20 protein-coding genes are annotated in these 19,723 nt (G+C 56.8%); 12 read left to right on the top strand and 8 right to left on the bottom strand.

Annotation, left to right across the window (positions count from 1 at the left end; all coding sequences use genetic code 11):
- Positions 1 to 152 precede the first annotated feature (152 nt).
- The 3 genes from OHL21_RS19065 to OHL21_RS19055 all read left to right on the top strand — a co-directional run bounded on the left by OHL21_RS19065 (position 153) and on the right by OHL21_RS19055 (position 5,613).
- A complete protein-coding gene (locus OHL21_RS19065; protein WP_263418881.1) occupies positions 153 to 1,499 on the top strand; it encodes a glycoside hydrolase family 27 protein in 1,347 nt (448 codons plus the stop codon).
- Positions 1,500 to 1,675: 176 nt separating this feature from the next.
- The gene (locus OHL21_RS19060; RefSeq protein ID WP_263418880.1) at positions 1,676 to 3,631 is read left to right on the top strand and encodes a PAS domain-containing protein; all 1,956 of its coding nucleotides are present in this window, start codon (positions 1,676 to 1,678) and stop codon (positions 3,629 to 3,631) included.
- Positions 3,628 to 5,613 (top strand): ATP-binding response regulator, encoded by a 1,986-nt coding sequence (locus tag OHL21_RS19055; RefSeq protein WP_263418879.1) that lies wholly within the window; start codon positions 3,628 to 3,630, stop codon positions 5,611 to 5,613. Before OHL21_RS19060 ends, OHL21_RS19055 begins: the two co-directional genes overlap by 4 nt.
- A gap of 307 nt (positions 5,614 to 5,920) precedes the next feature.
- Here OHL21_RS19055 and OHL21_RS19050 read toward each other — a convergent pair whose 3' ends face one another.
- Positions 5,921 to 6,406 (bottom strand): DinB family protein, encoded by a 486-nt coding sequence (locus OHL21_RS19050; protein WP_263418878.1) that lies wholly within the window; start codon positions 6,404 to 6,406, stop codon positions 5,921 to 5,923.
- 95 nt (positions 6,407 to 6,501) lie between these two features.
- Here OHL21_RS19050 and OHL21_RS19045 point away from each other — a divergent pair, with 95 nt between their 5' ends.
- A complete protein-coding gene (locus OHL21_RS19045) occupies positions 6,502 to 7,461 on the top strand; it encodes a helix-turn-helix transcriptional regulator (RefSeq protein WP_263418877.1) in 960 nt (319 codons plus the stop codon).
- 124 nt (positions 7,462 to 7,585) lie between these two features.
- On the opposite strand, the gene OHL21_RS19040 is transcribed toward OHL21_RS19045, so the two are convergent.
- Positions 7,586 to 7,786 (bottom strand): hypothetical protein, encoded by a 201-nt coding sequence (locus tag OHL21_RS19040; RefSeq protein ID WP_263418876.1) that lies wholly within the window; start codon positions 7,784 to 7,786, stop codon positions 7,586 to 7,588.
- On the opposite strand from OHL21_RS19040, the gene OHL21_RS19035 reads away from it, so the two are divergent.
- The 7 genes from OHL21_RS19035 (at position 7,785) to OHL21_RS19005 (ending at position 12,835) form a co-directional block, all read left to right on the top strand.
- Positions 7,785 to 8,384: an RNA polymerase sigma factor gene (locus OHL21_RS19035; RefSeq protein WP_263418875.1), complete on the top strand. Its 600-nt coding sequence runs from the start codon at positions 7,785 to 7,787 to the stop codon at positions 8,382 to 8,384. The two genes, OHL21_RS19040 and OHL21_RS19035, sit on opposite strands and share 2 nt — an antisense overlap.
- On the top strand, positions 8,381 to 8,965 hold the full coding sequence (locus OHL21_RS19030) for a hypothetical protein (RefSeq protein WP_263418874.1): 585 nt from the start codon (positions 8,381 to 8,383) through the stop codon (positions 8,963 to 8,965). Before OHL21_RS19035 ends, OHL21_RS19030 begins: the two co-directional genes overlap by 4 nt.
- Positions 8,966 to 8,991: 26 nt before the next feature.
- Positions 8,992 to 9,753 carry a DUF4412 domain-containing protein gene (locus OHL21_RS19025; protein ID WP_263418873.1) on the top strand — a complete coding sequence of 254 codons (762 nt, stop codon included), beginning with the start codon at positions 8,992 to 8,994 and terminating at the stop codon, positions 9,751 to 9,753.
- 287 nt (positions 9,754 to 10,040) lie between these two features.
- Positions 10,041 to 10,529, top strand: coding sequence for an Hsp20/alpha crystallin family protein (locus tag OHL21_RS19020; protein ID WP_263418872.1), 489 nt, complete (start codon positions 10,041 to 10,043; stop codon positions 10,527 to 10,529).
- Positions 10,530 to 10,750: 221 nt separating this feature from the next.
- Positions 10,751 to 11,500 (top strand): BON domain-containing protein, encoded by a 750-nt coding sequence (locus OHL21_RS19015; RefSeq protein ID WP_263418871.1) that lies wholly within the window; start codon positions 10,751 to 10,753, stop codon positions 11,498 to 11,500.
- On the top strand, positions 11,487 to 11,942 hold the full coding sequence (locus OHL21_RS19010) for a hypothetical protein (protein ID WP_263418870.1): 456 nt from the start codon (positions 11,487 to 11,489) through the stop codon (positions 11,940 to 11,942). The genes OHL21_RS19015 and OHL21_RS19010 overlap by 14 nt, the downstream gene beginning before the upstream one ends.
- A 158-nt stretch (positions 11,943 to 12,100) precedes the next feature.
- Positions 12,101 to 12,835, top strand: coding sequence for a YqjF family protein (locus OHL21_RS19005; protein WP_263418869.1), 735 nt, complete (start codon positions 12,101 to 12,103; stop codon positions 12,833 to 12,835).
- Between the two features lie 8 nt (positions 12,836 to 12,843).
- Here OHL21_RS19005 and OHL21_RS19000 read toward each other — a convergent pair whose 3' ends face one another.
- The 5 genes from OHL21_RS19000 to OHL21_RS18980 all read right to left on the bottom strand — a co-directional run bounded on the left by OHL21_RS19000 (position 12,844) and on the right by OHL21_RS18980 (position 17,390).
- On the bottom strand, positions 12,844 to 13,287 hold the full coding sequence (locus tag OHL21_RS19000; protein ID WP_263418868.1) for a DUF421 domain-containing protein: 444 nt from the start codon (positions 13,285 to 13,287) through the stop codon (positions 12,844 to 12,846).
- Positions 13,288 to 13,293: 6 nt separating this feature from the next.
- Complete coding sequence (locus tag OHL21_RS18995; RefSeq protein WP_263418867.1) at positions 13,294 to 13,851, bottom strand: hypothetical protein; 558 nt, start codon at positions 13,849 to 13,851, stop codon at positions 13,294 to 13,296.
- Between the two features lie 239 nt (positions 13,852 to 14,090).
- Positions 14,091 to 14,894: a 3-keto-disaccharide hydrolase gene (locus tag OHL21_RS18990; protein ID WP_263418866.1), complete on the bottom strand. Its 804-nt coding sequence runs from the start codon at positions 14,892 to 14,894 to the stop codon at positions 14,091 to 14,093.
- A 145-nt stretch (positions 14,895 to 15,039) separates the two neighbouring features.
- Positions 15,040 to 16,611, bottom strand: coding sequence for an acido-empty-quinoprotein group A (locus OHL21_RS18985; protein WP_263418865.1), 1,572 nt, complete (start codon positions 16,609 to 16,611; stop codon positions 15,040 to 15,042).
- Positions 16,608 to 17,390, bottom strand: a complete 783-nt coding sequence (locus tag OHL21_RS18980; RefSeq protein WP_263418864.1) for a c-type cytochrome — start codon at positions 17,388 to 17,390, stop codon at positions 16,608 to 16,610. Before OHL21_RS18980 ends, OHL21_RS18985 begins: the two co-directional genes overlap by 4 nt.
- A gap of 52 nt (positions 17,391 to 17,442) precedes the next feature.
- Here OHL21_RS18980 and OHL21_RS18975 point away from each other — a divergent pair, with 52 nt between their 5' ends.
- Entirely contained in the window at positions 17,443 to 18,318 is an 876-nt protein-coding gene (locus OHL21_RS18975) for a TIM barrel protein (RefSeq protein ID WP_263418863.1), read from the top strand.
- A gap of 88 nt (positions 18,319 to 18,406) precedes the next feature.
- On the opposite strand, the gene OHL21_RS18970 is transcribed toward OHL21_RS18975, so the two are convergent.
- Positions 18,407 to 19,564 carry a ComEC/Rec2 family competence protein gene (locus OHL21_RS18970; protein ID WP_263418862.1) on the bottom strand — a complete coding sequence of 386 codons (1,158 nt, stop codon included), beginning with the start codon at positions 19,562 to 19,564 and terminating at the stop codon, positions 18,407 to 18,409.
- Positions 19,565 to 19,723: the final 159 nt, after the last annotated feature.

Below are 19,723 nucleotides of genomic sequence, written 5' to 3'. Positions count from 1 at the left end.
GCGTCGCTTTATTAGTCTTTCTGGTTATGCTGTCGTTCTGCCGAATATGCGTTCCGAATACAGTCTCGCGGCCGGCAGGAAGAGCTTGGTGGAAAGCGACGCGAAGGCTAAGGGACGGCTCGAGCCGCCCCGTGCTGTTCGAGTTCAGGCAGGTGGATCGTCGTCTCATGGGGACGGTTCGGTTTGACTGGGGTGATCTACCGATCCATGACGGTCGAGATGAAGGCGATCAAATCGCTTTCCAGGCCGGTACAACATTTCAGTTTTCTGGAGCCCGCACCACAACCGGCTTTGAACTTCTGTTTACGGGCAGTCATGAGCCCGACCAGATCCTGCTCCTTTCACGCGCGGATCAGCGCGATCTCAGGATTCCAGTGGATCGTCCGCCCCTGCCCCCCATCCGTGCTGTCAAGGCGCCTCCGGATTTTGCGAGAAGGCCCCCTATGGGATGGAACAGTTGGAATTACTTTCACCAAAATGTGAGTGACGCGATCATCCGACAGGTCGCGGATGCAATCGCCTCCAATGGGATGAGGGAGGCGGGCTACTCTTACATCGTGATCGACGATGGCTGGCAAGGGCAGCGGGACGCGAACGGACGTCTGCATCCAAACGAACGTTTTCCCGATATGAAGGGACTCGCTGATTATGTCCATGCAAAAGGCCTGAAACTTGGTATCTACTCTTCTCCAGGGCCACAGACCTGCGGAAACCATGAAGGAAGTTATGGGCATGAAGCAGAGGATGCGAGGACCTTCGCGGCATGGGGAGTCGACTTCCTGAAGTATGACTGGTGCACGGCTTCTCGCGTTTATCTGCCATCGGAGAGTCAGGCAGTCTTCCAGAAGATGGGTGCTGCGTTGCAGGCTACCGGCCGGGAGATTCTTTACAGCCTTTGCCAGTACGGTATGGAGGATGTTTGGTCATGGGGCGCCGATGTAGGCGCCAGTATGTGGCGTACTACGGCGGATATACATGCCGATTTCGCGACGATGCATCAAAACGCACTCACGCAACAGATGGCAGCCCCATTCTCCGGACCTGGTCACTGGAACGATCCAGACATGCTCGAGGTGGGAAATGACGGCATGAACGATCTTGAGAAACGTTCGCATATGAACCTCTGGGCCATGCTGGCCGCACCCCTTTTTGCCGGCAATGATGTACGAACCATGACCGAGGCCACGCGAGGCATTCTTCTGAACAGGAAACTCATCGCCATCGATCAAGATAGGCTGGGACGGCAGGCCGTTCTGAAACGTAAGCTCGGCCGCTTTGAAATATGGGAACGTCTCCTTGAAAACGGCGATCGTGCGGTGCTGTTCCTTAACGTGGCAGAGATGCCGGAAAGTCACGAGTTCTCCTGGCGATCGATCGACGTTCCACGTCCCACGTCGATCCTTGATCCATGGTCTACAACCGGTATCCCCGCAACCTCTCACATCAGGATCGATCTTCGGTCCCACGAAAGCCGGCTGCTTCTCCTGTCTTTCCGGTGATGGCAGGATAGCGTTCGCATGTCCGCTCGGCCATTGAGCTTCGCCGCAAGTATTTCCCATTTCGGGAAGTAACCATAGTCCAGTGACTTCAGGAGCATTTGGGGAACATCCCTGCCCGGATACGATCAGAGCCAGGATATCCAAACGTAGTACCGAGCAGTAGATGGGTAAAAACAATGCTTCCAGGACGTGACGTGCGGCCAGAGGAGTTGCACGCAGACGAGTCCGCTCGCCTCAAAGCCGTGCGTTCTCTCCTGCTATTTGAGATATCGAGGGAATTTGAGGAAGTGTTGGCCCTCGCCGGCGAGATCTGTGAAGCCCCGATGGGCGCAATCACGCTCGTCGAAGACCACTGTGTCATCTGCAGGTCAAAGATCGGGATCGAGGCAAGCGAGCTTGCTCGCTACCAGCCGATCTGGAGACACGTTCTGGAGCAGGCTGATCTGCTCGTTATTAACGACACAGAGCTGGACCCGTATTCTCGTGATCTTGCGCATCGGGTTGGGAACGGAGTTCGTTTCTATGCGGGCATTCCATTTAAAGCTCCCACTGGAGAAACCCTCGGCGCTTTGTGTGTTTTGGATACCCGTCCCCGCGAACTCGGAGCCGTCCAGGTGCGCTCTCTTCGTGCGCTCGGCCGGCAACTCGCCCTGCAACTCCGCCAACTGACGGACGAAGCCGCCCTGGATCAGGCCATGGGCGAGATTCAGCGAAGAGATCGTGTCTTTCGCGGTTTTCTCGATGCACTTCCGATTGAGGCCCACCTTAAAGATCACCAGGGGCGGATTCTTTTCTATAACAAAAAGCTCGCGGAGCGATTCGGTATTTCGCAGACGGAGTGGCTCGGACGCAGCAGCGTGGACCTGTGGCCGGATACGGTAGCTCGCATGATTGCTGAGGAGGATGAACATGTCCTGCGTTCCGGCGCCACCCTCGATCAACGGGTGGAGACCCGTGATGCTTCAGGTAAGCCAATGTATTGGCGCGCGATCAAGGTGCCTCTTGAAGGATCGGTAGACGATCGCATGGTGGCGGGCATCTCGGTGGAGATTACCGATGAGGTCAGAACCACCCGGCACATGGAAGAGCTTCGCAACGAAGCAAGTGCATCCGTCATTGCGGCGGAAACCAGCCGGCTGCGCTTCGAAGCGTTTATGGACAGCAGCCCCTTTCTGGCCTTTATCAAGGATGCAGAGGGGCGCATGCAATATTACAACCGGGCGTTTGCGGAGCTCTTTGATATCTCGCGAAGTGAGTGGATCGGGAAGACCGATCATGAGCTATGGCCGCGCAAGGCGGCGGATTCCTATCGTGCAGTAGATCTGAATGTGCTTGCGACTGGTACTCCCGTGGAGGTGGAAGAAACGACCTCCGGAGAGGATAATGGGCTCGAATATTGGAGAACCCATAAATTTCCGCTCCACGGCCCTAACGGAGAGCTCTTTCTCGCTGGTGTCGCCATGAACATCACCGCTCATCGAGAGCAGGAATATCACCTGGCTCGTTCGCTGAACGAGAAGGAGGTGCTGCTGCGGGAGATTCATCATCGGGTGAAGAACAATCTGGCGGCGATCTCCAGCCTTCTCTATCTTCAGTCTCTCGATGCAAATGATCCGGCAGCCCGGCAGGCGCTTGAACAGAGCCGCAGCCGCGTGAAGTCCATGGCCCTTGTCCACGAGTCGCTCTATCGTTCCGGTGAGCTCGATGCGGTTGAGTTCGGTACCTATACCAGAGAGCTGGCCGAAAACGTCCATATCAATCACAGCGCCGGCGCTCATATCCAACTGATTACGCATGTGGAACCGGTTGAGATCTCCATCGATCGAGCTGTCCCGGTTGGCCTGATCATGAATGAGCTATTGACCAACGCGTTCAAGCACGCCTTCAAGGGAAGAATGCATGGCGCCGTCACCGTTTCGGTAACGATCAAGCCGGAGAACTTCATGCGCGTCTCCGTTGTCGACGATGGCGTGGGAGCATTCCATGCATCATCGCCTGACGGTGCTCGCTCTGTAACCGAAAACACGGGATTGAGCCTGGTCCGGTCTCTTGTGAAACAGGTGAATGGTGAGTTTCAGATGAGCCCGCTTCACCCGGGCACCTGCGCAGAAATCGTGGTGCCGCTTCGATGAGAGAACCCATCTCCAACACGGAAACGGCAGGCCTCCCTCTTAATGTTCTTGTCGTCGAGGACGAAGCCCTCATCGCCATGGAACTCCGGGCGCGACTTAGCAGGCTGGGGCATCGCGTTGTCGGAGTCGCGGACACGGGCAGAGATGCGATTGAACTTGCCAGAATTGAGAAACCTAACCTCGTGCTGATGGATATCCATCTCAAGGGCGAGATGAACGGAATTGAGGCGGCAAGCCTCATCAACAAGGATGGAGAAGTACCCATCATCTATCTCACTGCGCACTCTGATGCCGCGACAGTGAGTAAGGCGAAACAAACCTCTCCCTTTGGATACCTGTTGAAACCTCTCGATGAGCGGGAACTGCTGATTGCGATCGAAGTCGCGACACAGCGTTCCCAGCTGGAGCAGCGGCTGCGCGCCGGCGAACGCCGGTATGCGGCAACCCTCTCCTCCATTGGCGACGGAGTTGTTGCGACGGATGCAAACGGGATGGTCACCTTTCTCAATCCAGTGGCGGAAGCGCTGACCGGATGGACGCTCGCAGAAGCATCGGGCGTTCCAGTTGAACAAGTGCTGACGTTTATTGATGACGACGCCAATGCGGTTCTGGAGAATCCGCTGCAACGGGCTCTGCGTGAGGGCGAGACGCGTTATCTCAAGGGAGACACGTCTCTCATGACGCGAAACCGCCAGCTTATCCCGATCGATGACTCATCAGCTCCTATCAGGGATGACGATGGCCATATCGTAGGAGCCGTTCTGGCTTTTCGTGACGCCAGGCAGCGCCGTCTCTCAGAAAGTGCGCTTCGTATTGCGACCGACCAGCTCAATCGCTCCCAAAGACTTGAAAGCCTGGGCCGGCTGGCCGGCGGCATCGCTCATGACTTCAATAATCTCCTGACGATCATCAATGGCTATTCGCAGCTTCTGCTCACAGAACATCCTCTGGATGCGGCACAGCATGAGTTAGTCACCGTAATCCTGGACGCGGGGGATCGCGCGGCGAAACTGACACAGCAGCTTCTGGCTTTTGGAAAAGGCCAGCTGATCCGGGCCGAGCGCATTCGCCTGAATGACGTGCTCGCGCAGACGCATGATCTTCTGCGCCGCATTATTGGAGAAGACATCCGCATTGATCTCGTATTGTCAGAAAAGGTCGGTGAAATCTTCGCTGATCCAACCCAGGTCGAGCAGGTGGTGATGAACCTCGCCACCAACGCGCGTGATGCGATGCCTCTGGGCGGGATACTTCGTCTCGAATCCAGGCTGACACGCATATCGGAATCCGCCGCAAGACTATCTCCAGGGCTCAAGCCCGGTGTGTACGCGCAACTTATCGTCTCGGATACCGGAATAGGTTTCAGTGATGAGGTTCAGCGCAATATCTTCGAGCCCTTCTTTACGACGAAGTCGAGTGGAAAGGGAACCGGCCTTGGTCTGGCCATGGTCTATGGCATTGTCAAGCAAGCTCAGGGCTACATCTCCGTGTCCAGCAAGGTGGGCAAGGGAACTCGCTTTGACGTGCTGTTTCCCGCACTCAAATCTTCCGGGGAGGAGACCTTTGCAGCGCCGGTAGAGAGCCCGGTGATTGAGGAAGGGCCGGTCGCGGGAAGAACTGTCCTCATTGTCGAAGACGAGCCGGCCATTCGTGCCTACACCGCCGCCGTATTAAAACGCGAGGGATATACCGTGCTGGAAGCATGCGATGGGCTCGATGGGCTCAGGGTCGCGGAGGCGTACGATGGCGAGATCGATCTGCTGCTCACCGATGTGGTGATGCCGAACCTGGGAGGTCGAGAGCTTGCCGAGAGACTGCAAACGACGCGGCCCGTGCTGAAGACGCTCTTTCTTTCCGGCTACACCAATGACAAGGAAGCTCGCGAGGGCTTTCACAAAGGGCAACTGGAGTTTCTGAGTAAGCCATTCAAACGCAATGACCTGCTGCAGAAGATCAGTGACCTTTTCTCAACCGTGCACTAGGTATATCGAGGAATTTGCTTCCCCTTTAGTCAGGAGTTATGGGTATTCCTGGCCCACCCTAGCGTTGCGAGGGTGGGGCAACCGGGCAGATCGAATTGTCAATAGGCTCCGGATCGCTCTGCAGCGACTGACGATGCAGCATGGTAGGTCAGGAAAGGCCCAGGGCTAAACCCATTTTTTTGAGCTGGTAGACCGTGGGCTAAAAGCCCACGGCTCCCACTGGTTCGAGCTTCGCTCGAATGCCCCACTCACGCTTTGCGTGAATGGGGCATTCGGAGTAGTGATTCCTGAGCTTGTTGATATGAGCTTAGTCTCGCTCCCAGAACGGTGGCGGCTCAATACCAAGCGCGCGCAGATAGACATATCCCTGGCCCCGATGATGAATCTCGTTGTCGATCGCGTACTGGATCGTGACAATCCCAGGCATCTCCCATTGGCCGAAAGCCTTATCGACTTCGTGGAAGCGGTGTGGAGGAATCTCCGGGAACTTCTTGTCCAAAGCTGCCGTCTGCTCGTCCCATAGACGAAGAATCTCGCTCTTGGTCGTGGGCTTCTCGCCCTTGTTGAACTCCTCCCATTTGCCGGTGGCGACTCCGTCCACGATCGGTACGGCCATGCGAATGAACTCCCACGCCATGTCGGCAAACGGCCTCATGCCGCCCACTGAAAACTGAAAAAGCTTGTCCTCCGGAAATGCGTCAATCACGCGTCGCGTGAGGCGCCGATGTCCTTGCCAGCTTTTGAGCAGGGCGTCTGCCGTCACTACGTTCACGGTTGCTGTCTCGGTTGCCATGTCGATTCCTCCAGGTGGCCTGTCCAGGCTCAGGAGAAGATTAGCGGGAATTCCCGACAACCTCTGTCGTAAATTTATGCCAGACTTAAAATCGAATGTACGACCCCATCATGCGCGTCCTGACGGTCCTGGAGATCCTGCAGGCGCGTGATCACGTAACCGGAGCAGAGCTGGCCGAGCGCCTGGAGGTCGATCTGCGTACGGTGCAGCGTTATATTGTCCGGTTGAAGGATCTGAGCATTCCTATCGATTCTTCCCGCGGAGTCGGCGGAGCCTACCGTCTGCGGCCTGGCTACCGCCTGCCGCCGCTGCTGCTTACGAATGAGGAAGCCTTCGCTCTTTCCTTGGGGCTACGTTCGCTCAGCCAGATGGGTTTGTCGGCATTTGCTCCAGCAACCGAAGGGGCATTGGCCAAGCTGGAGCGCGTGATGCCGCACTCGCTCAGAGACAGTATCCGTACGGTGGAAGATGTGGTGGCCATCGAGCCTGGGCCGTGGGTCGTATCCACGTCCGTGGAGTGCCTGATTCGCGCGGCGTCTGCCATCCGTGCCCACCGGGAGATTCGCTTCTCGTATCGCTCTCATGACGGAGCGGCTTCCCGCAGGAAGATTCGCCCCTATGCGGTGCTCCACACCGATGGCCGCTGGTATCTGATCGGCCATTGTTTATCGCGCAAAGCACTGCGCACGTTCCGTCTGGACCGGGTTGAGGCACTGGAGGTATCTACCGGCGGCTTCGATCCTCCGGCGCGCTTCGATGCGAAGCAGCATATGAGGGAGCACATGCCATTTGTGCAGTCGGACTACCAGATCGACGTCTGGATCGATATGCCGATCGAGGAGGCAGAGCGAGCATTTTCTCCCTGGAGGATTGCGACGGAGCAACAGGATGGGGGAACCCGTCTGCGCTGCGGGCGTGACCGTTTGGAGATGGTTGCTGCGATGCTGCTCAGCCTGGGGCGCCGCATTATGGTCCATAGTCCGGTAGAACTGCGTGCAGTCTTTCGTCGCTTGGCACAGCAGGCGCTGCAGGCGGCGGAGGACGGGTTCCGATAGCGCGTCGATAGGACGCATCAGGGCTAGCCACGGAATTGGGTGCCCCATCCATTGCATCGCAATGGGTGGGTTGTTCGAGCGTTGCTCGAACCCGGGCGGGAGCCGTGGGCTTTTAGCCCAGGGCCTAACGATTGCCCGTCCACTTTTTGACCTTTATCAGCGGGCTGAAGCCCGCAGCTCCCACCCGTTTTAGCCATGTTTTGAAACCGTATAAGCCATTTATCCCTTCGACCGCTTGTATTGACACGTGCTTTTCTCCCCTGAATCCGATTTTCTCGTTCTCAGGGAACTCTTTTGCCTGCTCGCGGTAATCATGAATAGCCATGTTCAAGCGATACAGAGTTCCTCGCGATCGTGATTCCGATGCGGCACTGGTCCGGGCTGCCTGTCTCGGCAATGGAGACGCGATCGCGGAGCTGTATCAACGGCATGGGGCCATCGTCTACCGATTCACTCTTCGCATGTGCGGAGATGCCCCTATGGCCGAAGAGATTACGCAGGAGACATTTCTCGCGTTTCTTCGACAGCCACATCACTTCGAAGAGGAACGCAGCGCTTTTTCAACGTGGCTTTGCGGTGTTGCACGCAGGCAGTTGTGGAAGCGGCTGGAACGCGACGAGCGTTTTGTTGAACTGGACGACAGTAAAGAGCCTGTCGAAGCTCCGTCCTCAGATGCTCCGGATCAATGGTTCAGCCGCAAAGAGGCTATCGAGATGGTCCGTAAGGGAATTGATGAGCTGCCGTTACTGCTGAAGGAGGTCATCATTCTCTGCGAGCTGGAAGAGATGACTTATCCGCAGGCTTCGCTCATCCTCGCTGTACCGATCGGCACCGTTCGCTCGCGATTGCATCGCGCCAAGGTAAGGCTCGCCACATTGTTGTCCCCGGTTCCGGCAGGCGCGGAAAAAGGAATACGTCCATGAATCGTCCATTGCAGGAAGCGCTTTCGTCTTTACGTCAGGAGCATCAGGAGATCGCCGCTCCCGATTCGATCAAACGCGATCTGGTCATGCTGGTGAAGGCAGGTGTCGACTCCAATAGATCTCAGCAAGGTTCATGGTTTCGAGTGGCAGCTTTGGGAGCGGCGGTGGCAGCATGCATGGCGGCGGGCATCTTCTATCGATACCAGGCGGCTCCAGCGTTGCCGGTACGGCCAGTAGCTCCCGCGATTGTGCCAGATGTGCCGCTTGTGGCTACGGCTCCTCAACAGCAGTCAGCCTCACATGTTTCCAAAGGCCCCTCCCCGGTGCTGCATAGGAGAGCAAGGCAGAGGGCGGCCGCTGTCCCGGCCGTCAATGGCACTACGGATCCCTTCATCGCGCTGCCATCGAGTGAGGGCCTGCCTGCGCCATCGATGGCGACTCTCGTCCGTATGCAGATTCGCCGCGACGAGCTTCGTCAGTATGGTTTCGATGTTTCTCCCGCTGACGCTTCGGAGATGGTTCTGGCGGAGTTTGTCGTGGGCCAGGATGGCCTGTCGCGCGCTGTTCGGTTTGTTCGTTGATTTCCAGCTTAGAAAGGACTACTTCAATGCAATATGACCGTATCATCTATACCGCTCTTTTTTCGCTTACATTCTCTCTCCTGCCTGCCGCCAACATGGCTCAACAGCCTGAGCGGCATGAACAGGACCGCGCTGTCGAAGTACTTTCCATCGATAGCAAATTGATCAAAGGCAAACCCTACGTCGCTGATTCCACCACGGAGACGGTTCAGACACTGCCCGACGGCAACCGCATCGTGCGTCACTCGGTCAGCAGGTTTTATCGCGACAGCCTGGGCAGAACAAGACGTGAGCAGACGTTTGGCAACATCGATCCTGCCAATCCAGCTCCTCACGAGGTGAAAGTCTTTATCGACGATCCGGTAAGCAATATGGCTTATGTGTTGGACCCAGGTCAGAAAGAAGCGTTGCAACTGCCGCGGTCTCGCAAGTTCCTCGATGAGCGTGAAGCTGAGAGCAATCCCCCGTTGCGCAAGCTTCCACCGCTCGATGAAGCGCGCAGCATCACCCGGCAGGATCTTGGCTCCAAGACGATCGAAGGGATTGTTTGTAATGGACGTCAGCAGACCATTACGATCCCTGCCGGGCAGTTAGGCAACGAACGGCCCATCGCCATCGTTACAGAGACCTGGGTTGCTCCGGGTATCGACACCATCGTGCAGTCGTCCACCAACGATCCGAGGTTCGGCGAGACACGATATCAGTTACACAATATTCAACTTGGAGAGCAGGCAATCTCGTTGTTTCAAGTTCCGTCAGGTTATCGTCTGGAACAGCCCAGACAGTAGTTCGTATAACCGCCATCACATGAGGCCCGGCGCGCTGAAGTCAATCAGCCCGCCAGGCCTCCATTTTTGCCTGAGTTGCTAACGTCGCAGAGCCGTCTGCCCAAAATATAGTTCAAGGTTCCTACCAGGCCGGCGATCCGTGGTTCTCAGGCAGCTTTGGCACGGTAGAGGCCTGCACCTGCGAGCTGCAACCCGGATAGCAGGCCCTCTGCTAAAACATGCAACCGATCTTGCAGTCTGCTGCGTCTATCGAATTAGATCGGGTATCTCCCGAGAGGTGAATAGCTATGACTGCTCTGTCCGTATGGCAGCCGTTCCGCGACCTCACTTCGTTGACGGAACAGGTTGACAAGACTTTTCGCAGCTTTCTTCCACTTACAGATTCATTAGAACAATCGCTTCTAACAGCGAGCGCCGTCATTCCCAGAGCCGACATCTATGAAGAAGATGATCGCGTCATGATAGAGCTCGATGTGGCCGGTATGAGTGAGGATGACCTCGACATCTCCCTTGAGGGCAACAACCTCTCCGTCACGGGGGAACGAAAGCCCTCCAGCCACAGCCGGTATCAACGTAGGGAGCGTTCGTATGGCTCTTTTACGAGGACCTTCACTCTGCCCGCGACCGTCGATCCTGCCTCCATCCAGGCAAGATGCGAACACGGTGTTCTGTATATCGCGATGGCGAAGAAGATGGAGGCCAGAGCGCGCAAGATTCCTATTGGTGAGCAGGTCTCGGGTTCGATGGTGAAGCGTATCTCCGCCAGTACGGCGTGATGCTTCGATGTTTCCTTGACAAACAGTGAATGTGACCAGTCCGGAAGAAGTCTGGACCAGATGCAGCATCGCGCCCAGATGATTCCGGACTGGCAGCGAATTGTGGAGGAGTCATGAGGTTGCGGAAACAGATCATTGTTTGCCTTGTCTTTGGTTACTTGATATCGGCTCACCGTCAGATCTTGGCAACTCAAATGGGCAGAGCTTACGAAAGCACCTATATGTCGATCAAAGACGTTCAGCGTGCGGTTCAGCAGGCGTTCAATCGAAATCCCCACCTGCTGGATGTCTCCGTTTCGAGTTCTCGCGGAATGGTATCTCTCGAGGGAACCGTGGCGCACTATCAGGATAAGGTCGATGCTGAGACGATTGCGACCCAAACGCCAGGGGTACGGTCGGTGCGAAACGGGATCGTTGTGAGGACCCCTGTTATGGAGGATCCGGAGATCGAGCGAAAGGTAGAAGAACGGCTTCGTTTCGCGCGTGCTGATCTGGGGCTCACCTTCCCCCAGATCGCGGTGGAGGCCGTCAAGGGCGTCGTGTATCTGACCGGCCCGGTAAAAGACTCGATCGAGCGTGCAGTCGTACTCTCACTTGCCGGCAGCACGGATGGGGTCTTATCGGTCAAAGACAGGCTTTCGGTAGAGCCTGACCTGCTGGCGGATGAGACTACCCGCACAAGGGTCAATAAAGTTATCTATTCCGATCCTGAACTCTCCCGTTCTGCCGATATACCGATTAAAGCCTCCTTTGCCAACGGTACTGTCACGCTGATGGGGTCGATCTCGGACCCGCAGCGTAAAGACAGCTTGTTATCCAGGGTGCGAGATGTCTACGGTGTTTCCTTCGTAGAGGATGCACTTGTCGTCCGCGGACAACCGTCCGCCATACAAAGCAGTTTGTCACGGTCGATGTCTCCATGCGGAGAAACGTCCATATCACGTCAGGAGGTTGCGCATGCAGGTCATTGAAGGACAGATTTTTCTGCGGCAAGGTTCCAGAGTCCCGGCAGAGATCACGCGTGAGGCGATCTCCTGGGACGCCAAATGGCTCCAGCTCGCGGGCAACGCAAAAGCCATCGAGCAGAACGTGAAACGGCTGGACTGGCATCTCTTCCGGCTCACCGACCAGGTGGCGAAGTGGGGCATTGGAAGCAGCAGCGATGCGGCGCTGCGCCATGCTCTGCAAAATGCTCTGGCTGCCGTGCCTGCATTGAGAAATGCGGCGGAAATCATTGAGATCCGGCAGATCTCTTGCGGCAGTCTTTTTTTCTGCCAGGTACGGATAGCAGTGCGCCACATCCAGGAGGAGATGATTTTAAGTTTGACCCCAAGCGTGGCGATGATCTCTCCTGCCATCGTCGAAGGAAAGCTGCCCGGATTTGCGGGGTTCAGCAAACAGGCGATTATTTAATCTAGAGGCTTTTCCCTGTTGCTGGGTATCCCGGAGGGGAGTGCAGTGGCGTTTTCATTGCGGAACGCCCATAAATGCGGATGCTCTGGACTGCGCCCCCAGGGAAAATGCTCTAGCGGACAGACGGCGGTAATTCGTCCGCCCTCATCTAAATAGAGATGGATGCGGGCGAAGTTCTTACGCAGGCCGGTAATCGTCCGGTTCCGTTGCCGCGAGTGCCATGGATCATGCAGCAGGGTTGGTACGACCTGCTCTTCGCTCACTGGGAGATGCCGCTCTCCTCAGTCCGTGACCTTGTGCCTTCAGAACTGGAGATTGACACCTTCGGAGGACGGGCATGGATCTCAGTGACGCCCTTTGAAGTGCGTATGCGCCCTCGCGGTATTTCTTTTCTCGGTCACCTCTGGACCTTTCCAGAATTGAATCTTCGTACCTACGTCCGCTATCGCGGCGTTCCGGGGATATTTTTCTTCAGTCTTGATGCGGATAGTTCTCTCGCGGTGAAGGGCGCGAGACTCCTATATCGGCTTCCTTACGTCAAGGCGCAGATGCGCTTGCAACGTTCAGCGCAGCAATTTCATTTTGAAAGCCGCCGAATGGATGGGGCCGCTGCTCTTGACGTAACGTATCGGCCGGCAGCCGCATCCCACACTGCTCAACCGGGTACTGCGGAGTTCTGGCTGGCTGAACGTTACCGTTTGTATACGGTGGTAAAGCATACTGTCTTTGTCGCGGACATTGATCACCGCCCCTGGCTGCTGCAGCCCGTTGAAGCTGGCTTTGCAACGAACAAATTGGCAGCTTTTGCGGGATTGTTGATCAACGCATCTCCCGATCTCACTGGCTATTCCCGGGAACAGGAAGTGTTGATCTGGCCCTTGCTCAAGGCGTGAGCGACTTGTCACGATGCTTTGATAATGCTGATATCTCCCTTGCGTTCGAGCACGGCGTATTTGATCTGATCCTCGCGCTCCAGTCCCTGAGCCCGGGCAGCCGACATGACGTCAGTCTCCTGTACACCATGATGTTTCATCCGCTCTCGGTGCCACTCCCCATTCTCAAAGATCAATACGGGAGTTCCATCGATCACTCGACCGAACGCAGGGAACCACTGCTTCAGCGCAGTCACCAGCACGTGCATCAGGGCAACAGTGGCGACCGCGGTGAAGGCGTTGGTGATAGAGCGATCATCGACGACAACGGCTTGAATACTGATGCCACCGATAAAAAAGATCAGAACAAACTCGAATGGTGTGATCTGGCCACCCGGGCGACGGCCAATTGCCCGTACCACGATGATGAGAGCCCAGTATGCAAGAATCGCGCGAAGAATTGTCGCCATCATCCGCTCCTATGGAAGAATCAGTGCTCGCATAAAGATGTCATGCTCCGGATCGGTCTTCACCTCTTCCTCATAGAGGCCTGGTGCGGCCGGTTCTTTTGCGAGATAAATCAGGGTCGGCTTCGCGGGATCAGAGATCGGAAAGAGATATCCGATCCCGTCTTCGCCCGGTATGGAAAGCGCCGGCTGCGGAATGATACGTTGCAATCCCATGCGTTCCACAATCGCGCGGTTGAGCCAGACATAGGCTCTTCCGTTGCGATAGAGCTTTGGATCGAGGCGAATGGTCATTGCTTCCGGCGTCTTATAGCGCGTAATCCGCTGAAAATCGACGGTGAGCGCTCCGTCTGCGCTGCCAATCGTTTTGTGCGCCATGGGTCCCCGGCCAAGAAGTCCCATAACTCCAAGGAGCAGGATTACAGTGAGGAAGCTCCACAATCCAACTTCAATACGCCACCACTGTTTTTCGAAGTCGCGATCATATCCCAGCGAGAGTTCGTCGTTGACGCGCGCGATTCCGCCTTCCTGCACCTCTGGTTTTCCGGCTTGCTCTTGTATCTCTGCCATTTGATACCTGTCGTAAGCGTTCCCGCCCTCGAAGCCGGTATGCGTGCAAATTCGATCGCATGCTACCGCAGTAAGATCCTGCTTCCTTCGTGGGAACTTGGATGCCGGGGCAGAGGACGGCGCAATCATGTGTCCCCGTGACAGGCGGAATATGGCGCAATGGCCAGGTTCTTTCCCCAATAAGATGTGTCTACGAGGTGTTGCGTGATCACTCGCTATGCTGCAGGCGGAGAGAGAATCTACGGTAGGGGTTTCAGCCAGACGTTTCGAAAAGAGATCCTTACCGATCCTGGTCCGGCACACTGAAGCCCAATCACTCCGCTGGGCTTCCACTTTGCCGTGTCGTCATCGATCAGGATAGCGACCGTTCGCCCATTGATCCTCTGTACGACCGTATGTCCGCGCACGATCAGGTGAATGCTATTCCAGTCGTGCGGTTTGAAGAAGCTGCTCAGATCTTTGGAGGATGCGAGTTCTCCCAGGAGCTGTGGTGTTTTGCCGGTCTGGGTGTGAACGATCTGGCCGCGTTCTCCGATGATTCCGCGTCCGCCGCCTTCGGCCAGGATGCCGATGTTGTTTCCGTCGCGTTGGAGGCTCAAATCAAACTGCAGGCCGGCAAGGTTCCACTTCGGGTCCTGCGGAAAGACCGGTGCGCCTGGATGTGGCGTGACTGGCTGTGCAGGGTAGCTATGATACTGAATACCGCTGTCGGCCTGTTCACCTTCAAGCTTTACTTCCAGTTTGAGTTCGAAGTCTGCCGGCTCAGCTCCACGATAGATGGCGAAGGTTTGCGGATTGCGCGTGCCTTCCAATGACGTGTACTCGCCGACCAGGGCGCCATCCTTGACGCTCCAGACAGCTGGATTCGCATCCCAGCCTTTCAGGCTGGAACCGTCAAAGATCTGCGTAAAACCCTCATGATCGTTGGGATCCACATCGACCGGCAGAATGCGCAGCGGTCCACGCGTAGCTGCGGTCTGCGGCTGCTGCGAGAGAAGCACGGTGGAGACAACGAAACAGGTGACGGCAAGCGTGTGTTTCATCACGACCTCGGCAGAGTTTTGGAAGCGCACCCTACTCTACAGCGGCGCGACGAAACCTGAGAAGAGCGCCTTGGAATGCACGTTGCAGGATTAAGCAAAGATGGAGCGCCGCTGGCGCTCCATCTTTGTTCAACTCGATCCTTTGCTAGCGCAGCACCCAGGCATACAACGTATCGCCAGCCGCTGCGGTGATGTACTGCAAGCCATCCAGCTCAAACGTCGTCGGTCCGTTGGTGACGGGAGCATTCAAGCCTGCATGCCACAGGATCTCGCCGGTAGAGGAGTTGAAAGCAATCAGGTTCGCCGACGGGTCGCCAGTGAAGAGCAGATTGCCGGCAGTCGTCAGAATGCCGGAGCGGGCGCCGGTCGTAGGCCATTCGTGATTCCAGCGGACTTTCCCGGTGCGATAGTCCATGGCGCGCAGGGACGCCGAAGACCAGCCGCCACGATCATTACCGGCCCAGCCCTCAGGCTTCTTGTTGTTGTCGTAGATGTAATAAACGCTGTAGGCGTCATACGCCGGAACGTAGAAGAGGCCGGTCAGCGGACTGAAGCTTGGTGGATACCAGTTGGCAGCGCCTGCCTGGTTCGGAGCCGTCAGGGTGCCGTTCTGTTTTGCGACGACGGCGGGATCGGGAATCGGCTGGCCCTTCTCATTTACGCCCTTGGCCCAGTTCTGCTTGGCAAATGGAGTGCTGGTGATGGCCTTGCCGTTCGTCCGATCCAGAAGGAAGTACCATCCGTTGCGGCTGGCCTGGGCCAGAAGCTTACGCGGTTTGCCTTCGATAGTCCCGTCGATCAGAACCGGTGTCTGCACCGCATCCCAATCGTGGGTGTCATGCGGGTTCGGCTGGAAGTACCAAACCAGTTTGCCGGTATCGGGGTTCAGGGCGCAGATGGTGGAGGTAAAAAGATTGTCGCCGGGGCGTGCCGCGCCATTGATGACAGGCTGCGCGTTGCCGGTACCGAAGTAGTAGAGGTTCAGATCCGGATCATAGGTACCGGCCACCCAGGTCATGCCGCCGCTGTGTGTCATGGCCTCATCGTTCGGCCAGGTCTTGGCTTCAGGAGTCCCGGGTTCCGGGTGGGTGTACCAGCGCCATTCCAGCGCTCCGGTATCCGCATTATGCGCCTCCACGTAGCCGGGGATATCGAAATCGTCGCCGCTGATGCCGACCATCACATGGTTCTTGACGATTACTGGAGCGACGCTGCCGAAGTAGAACTGGTCAGGATTACCGATGGAGGAGTGCCACTTCTCCTTACCGGTGTGAATATCGATCGCCACCAGGTTGCAGTCCTCTGTCTCGAAGTAGAGCGTGTCACCCTTGATGGCAGCGCCGCGGTTGCCGATGGTCTCGCCGCCTTTGCTGGCCCAGTCAAACTGCCATAGCTTCAGACCGGTGCGTGCATCCACGGCCCAGGCATGGCTGGGGACAGTGAAGTACATCACCCCGTCGACCATCAGCGGTGTGGCAGAGATGCGCTGTCCGCCGCCGGTGGTGGTGTTGATGCGATAGGTCCAGGCAAGCTGCAGCTTACCGACCGTGGCGGTATTGATCTTGCTTAGCTTGCTGAAGCGGCGTCCGCTGTAGTCACCGTTGTATGTTGGCCAGTCAGTCTGCGGCGCTTGCGCCGGATTTTTGGCGGCAGCCGTCTGCGCGGACAGGGGCAGTGAGAGCATGGCCAGGGCGGCCAGAGAAAACAGATGCTTCATGGAATCGTCACCAAATATGCGGTCAAGTTGTGGATGTCGGCATCGGTGTAGCGGTTCAGCAGCTCCACATGGCCTGCATACGGATCAATCGTCTTTACCTTGACGCCGGCGATGCGGTTGAACGACTGCACACGGCCGTCCTTATCCTTCAGGGAGACGGTGAAATCGTCGATATGCACCAGGTCGCCGGTAATCGTTTTCCCACCGATTACCACTTCAACCTGCGTTTTGCGCTTGGATCCAAAACCTGTATTGGGAAAGAGGAAGCGCTGCTGAAGGGAAGCGACGCTCAGGCGCTTGGAGATGCCGGCAAGGTCGCCGCTGGGCGAATGGCACTTGTTGCATCCGCCTGCTCCATTGAAGTACGCCTCGCCCGCCTTGGCATCGCCACTCAGCAGGTTCTTGGGCTCGGCGTCGTAGCCGCTGCGCAGGATCTTGTTGACGGAGAGCGAGAGGAAGTTCGAGAGGTCGGCCGCCTGTTTGGCGTCGAGCTCAAGCTTGTGGGGAGCATCCTTCAGATAAGGCGCAAGCTCCTTACCTTTCAGGTTCTCCCGGCGATCGTGCAGCACCCGCAACGAACGGATCAGGTCGGGCGCCGTCTGTGTCCCGCGCACATCATCACCGTGGCAGCGTGCGCATTGCTGTTCGTAGAGAGTCTTGCCGCGTTCGGCTGCGGCAGGGTCTATGATCGACCGTGGAAACTGCGCCAGGGCTGGAGTTGCTATGCTGAGGCCCAGGGCAAGCAGCAGTTCAGAACGAGCGAAGAGGCGAAATCTCATCGTTCCTATTTATACTTTGTTCGCACGACGAACAGAAACTGAGATTCGGACTATGAATCGCCGACACTTTTGTCATCTCGCAATGGCCGGTACCGCACTATCCCTGGCCCCGCGCGGTTTGTTTGCCGCTCCCCCTGCCGCTTTGCCGAAGTTTTCGTACATGATCTGGGCTTTTCCCAAGCCTATGACCATCGATCAGCGGCTGGAAACCGTGGCGAAAGCCGGTTATACCGGCGCTGAGCTGGTGACGGAATGGATGGCCTGGTCACCGGAAGAGCGCCGTCGCGTCGCGGGAGTGGCCAAGTCGCTGGGCATCACCATCGACCTGATGTTCCCCGGCCGGGCGCCGCTGGCTGATCTCGCATCGCGAGACATCATCCGGGAGCAGCTTGCCAAGGCAATTCCTGTGGCGCGTGAGCTCGGCTGCCCGCAGTTGGGCTACGCCTCTGGTCCCAGAATACCCGGTCAGTCGCCTGAGCAACAGATCGCCAACATCACGGAGAACCTGAAGGTTGCCGCCGAGATTATGGAGAAGGAAAAGATGGAACTGCTTCTGGAGCCCATCGATCTGCTCGAAGACAAAAAGGCGGCAGTTAACTCCGTCAGCGAGGCATTTACGATTACGCGTGCCGTCGGCAGCCCATCGATTAAGGTGTTGTACGACTTCTACCATGAGCAGCGCGGCGCCGGAAATCTGATCGAGAAGCTGGAAAACAACTTCGACCAGATCGGCCTGATTCACGTGGCTGATGTTCCCGGGCGCCATCATCCAGGCACCGGCGAAATCAACTACAACAACATCTATCGACGCCTCGCCGCGTTGGGATACAACCGCTACATCGCTATGGAGTTCTATGCGCAAGGCGACCCGGTAGCTGAGTTGAAGACTGCGAAGGAAGAGGTCCTGAAGGCTTTTCAACAGGCTTAGAGCATTTTCACGGCCTGTGCCCAGGCTGCAGATCGAAGACAGCGAAAAGCCGCGCATTTAGATGCGCGGCTTTTCATGTCCAGCTCGTCTACTTCGCCTGATAAGTCTTTGCGAAGCCGTTGCGTCCATTGGTTACGGTGAAGCGTCCATTCGCATAGGCCTCGACCGTAATGCTGTTGCCCGCATCATCAGCGTGCGACGTTGGCCGAGGTAGCGGTTTACCCTCTGCCAGTACCTTGGCGGCGGCCTCGCCATCGGGCGACAACAGGTTCGCGATCATTGCCTTGCCGGTGTTGTGCTGATCGCCACCCTCCAATGCATAATGCAACTGCCACAGGTCGGGCTTGCTTGGAGTTGCACGGATAGTATCCAACACCGGCACATAGCCACCCTTGCGCTCGCCATTGTCCATAATCGCTACCTGAGGGCTGATGCCATCAATCAACGCCGGGCTCGAACTAGGCTTCGAACCATGGTGCGAGACGACCAGCAGGTTGATGTGGCCGATCTTGTTGATGGGGCACATCAGCAGACGTTCCTTGTCCCAGGTCAGGTCGCCGAGGTCGAGAATACGCAGCTTGCCGAAGTTCATCTCAAAGCCTGCGGACTGAGCGTTCTCCGCCTGGTCCGGTGTATTGATCCCTTCCGGCATGTTGTCCGGAGCAGAGCAGGCCGCATTTGCCTGTCCTGCGCCTGGAAGGGGCTTATCCAGAACTTCGCCCGCCGCACTTAAGAAGGTGAGGTCCACGCCCGGAATCGGCAGCTTGTCGCCCGGTTTGACGACGATGTGCTTGTACTTTCCGGACTGCAGCATCGCCTGGTAGTTCTCATAGTTGCGCACGGTGCCCGGAACGACTGTCTCGCGATTCTCGCCGTGGTCGATGAAGGTGCCCACTGGAATCTTTGTAACCAGTTCCGGCACGCCGCCCAGGTGGTCCAGGTGATAGTGCGTGAGCAACACGTAGTCGATCCGAGAGATTCCCGCCTTTTTGGCTGTATCGACGATGCGTTGCGAGTCGCGCCCTCCATTGCCCGGGAACCCGGTATCTACCAGCAGTGAGGTGTGATCCGGCATGACGAACAGGGTCGACTGCCCGCCTTCCACGTCGATGAAGTAGATGTGCATCGGCGCAGTCTTCTGCGCATGCAATGTCGCTCCGGTTGCCATAGTACTGGCCAGCAACACACCGGCAGTGCAGGCGAGAGTGCGTTGCATACAGAAGCGGAGGTTGGAGAACAAAGTCATTTGGGCTCTCTTTTCAGCGTGGAGATTAAAGGATGTCAAACGCGTTACCTAGATACTAGAACGGCTTCCCGACTGTCAAAGATTGTGCAGAACGCCAATGTCGTTTGCTGGACGCATCCTTCCGTTCTCGTTATCATCAGCCCATGCGACTTTCTTCCG

The organism is Terriglobus albidus (assembly GCF_025685425.1).
In the GTDB taxonomy this organism is placed as follows: domain Bacteria; phylum Acidobacteriota; class Terriglobia; order Terriglobales; family Acidobacteriaceae; genus Terriglobus; species Terriglobus albidus.
Note: the sequence above shows the minus strand (reverse complement) of the source record. Positions and strands in the feature narration are given on the sequence as shown.